This window comes from Roseateles sp. (assembly GCF_036486225.1).
GTDB lineage: Bacteria > Pseudomonadota > Gammaproteobacteria > Burkholderiales > Burkholderiaceae_C > Roseateles.
In genome coordinates this window covers 1-1611 of sequence record NZ_DASVNZ010000234.1, presented here as the reverse complement: position 1 = coordinate 1611, position 1611 = coordinate 1, and the positions used below count along the sequence as shown (strand labels likewise).

The window sequence follows — 1611 nt, the reverse complement described above, 5'->3', positions numbered from 1 at the left end:
GAAGTCCTGCCCCTTGCCGTCGCCGCCCAGGATCATCACCAGCTTGGCCGGCGCGCGGTCGGCGCCCAGGCCGGTCACGGCGGCGACGGTCGCGCCGACGTTGGTGCCCTTGGAATCGTCGTAGAAGTCGACGCCCTTGATCGAGGTGATGAACTCGACGCGGTGCGGTTCGCCGTTGTACTCGCGCAGGCCGTGCAGCATCGGCGCCAGCGGGCAGTCGATGGCCGTGGCCAGCGCCAGCGCCGCCAGCGCGTTCGCCGCGTTGTGGCGGCCGCGCACGCGCAACGCGTCGGCGGGCATCAGGCGCTGGATGATGAGGTCGTCCTCGTCGTCCTTGCGCCGCTTCAGGCCCTTCAGTTCTTCTTCCTGCTCGCGGGCGCGGACCAGCCAGGCCATGCCGTTCTCGACCACCAGGCCGAAGTCGCCGGGACGGCGCGGTGCGTCGAGTCCGAAGCGGACGACGTTGCGTTCCACGACCTTCGCCGGGCGGCCGCGGCCCTGCTTGACGGTGATCGGCGCGGGGATCAGCGCCTCGACCTCGGGGTCGTCGCGGTTGACCACCAGCACGCCGTGCTCGCCGAAGACGCGCCCCTTGGCGCGCGCGTAGGCCGGCATGTCGCCGTGCCAGTCCAGGTGGTCCTGCGTGATGTTGAGCACCGCGCCGGCGCTCGGCTCGAAACCCTTCACACCGTCGAGCTGGAAGCTCGACAGCTCCAGCACCCAGACCTGCGGCAGCACCTCGAATTCGGCCGGCTTGGGCGGCGGCGGCTTGATCGGCAGCGGCGGCTCGTCGAGCAGCTCGGCGACGGTCTCGAGCGCGGTGCGGTCGTCGACCGGCGCTTGCGCGGCAGCGGACTCCGCGACCGGCTCGACCGGCTCGACCGGCTCCACAGGTTCGACCGGCTCGATCTCGTTCGTATCGAACGACTCCAGCAGCACGTCGGCGTTCGGCACTTCGGGCACGTCGCCGACGTCCTCGATGGCCACGGTCTCTCCGGGCTCCGTCGACACCACGGATTCCACGGCGAGATCGACGACGGCTTCATCCGCAGCGTCAGCCGCGTCGGCCTCGGCGGCGACCTCGTCCGCCTTCGGCTGCGGCATCGGTTCCTTGTCGAGCGCGTCGCTCAAGGTCCCCAGCAGCGTCGGGCCGATGTTGCCCGCCATCGCGACGCGGCGGCCGGCGCGCTCGACCAGCAGCGCGGTCATGCTGGTGGTCGTCGTCTTGCCGTTGGTGCCGGTGATCGCGAGCACGCCGGGCTCGTAGCGATACAGGGTCTTCAGCTCCGCCAGCGCCTGCGCGAAGAGCTCCAGCTCGCCGCGCACGCGCAGGCCGATTTCCTCGGCGCGCTCGAACAGCGGCTTCAGCCGTGCGTCCAGCGGCGACAGGCCGGGGCTCTTCAGCAGCACCCAGCTGTGGTCGATCGTGGCCAGCAGTTCCGGCGTGAACCCGCCATGCGCGAACGCGGCGTCGGGCAGACGCTCGCGCAGCGCGGCCAGCTGCGGCGGCTGCTCGCGGCTGTCCCAGACCGTGACGCGCGCGCCCAGGCGCGCTGCCCAGGCCGCCATCGCGAGCCCGGAGTCGCCCAGGCCCAGCACGAGGGCGTGCCG

At 71.9% G+C, this 1611-nt stretch carries 1 protein-coding gene; it reads right to left on the bottom strand.

Annotated features, from left to right (window positions below; all coding sequences use genetic code 11):
• On the bottom strand, positions 1–1611 hold a 1611-nt coding region (locus VF536_RS15905; protein ID WP_331615840.1), incomplete at both ends, for a Mur ligase family protein.